This window comes from Paraburkholderia ribeironis (genome assembly GCF_900019265.1).
Lineage (GTDB): Bacteria > Pseudomonadota > Gammaproteobacteria > Burkholderiales > Burkholderiaceae > Paraburkholderia > Paraburkholderia ribeironis.
Genome location: NZ_CYGX02000123.1, coordinates 1 through 408 on the forward strand (window position 1 = coordinate 1; position 408 = coordinate 408).

The 408-nt window shown below is 60.3% G+C and carries 1 pseudogene; it reads left to right on the forward strand.

The window, feature by feature from the left end:
* Nucleotides 1-227: 227 nt before the first annotated feature.
* Nucleotides 228-408: pseudogene (locus BN2475_RS36030) on the forward strand (transposase); the annotation flags it as partial.

Here is a 408-nt window from a genome sequence, read left to right on the forward strand (position 1 = left end):
CGTCCGCAAGCCCAGCACGGCCATTCGCAAAGTCAGCCCGCGTAACGCGCCGGCGGTCTTGCCTCTGCCGCAAAGCAAAAAGCCTCGCAATTGCGAGGCTTCAGACTGCTGACAAAGTCCCCCTCAAAGCCTGGCCACGCGCCGGGCTTTGTCGTTTAATGAGCGTCATGCTCAAGAACCCGACACCGATCCAGCACGAACTCGAGATGGTGACGCTCGAGGAACTCGTGCCGAAGGACCACCTGTTACGCAAGATCGACGCGGCGGTGGATTTCGAATTCATCCGCGGGAAGGTAGCGCACCTGTACTGCGCGGATAACGGGCGTCCGGCGCTCGATCCGGTGATGATGTTCAGACTGCTGTTCATCGGCTATCTGTTCGGCGTACGTAGCGAGCGCCAGCTCATGC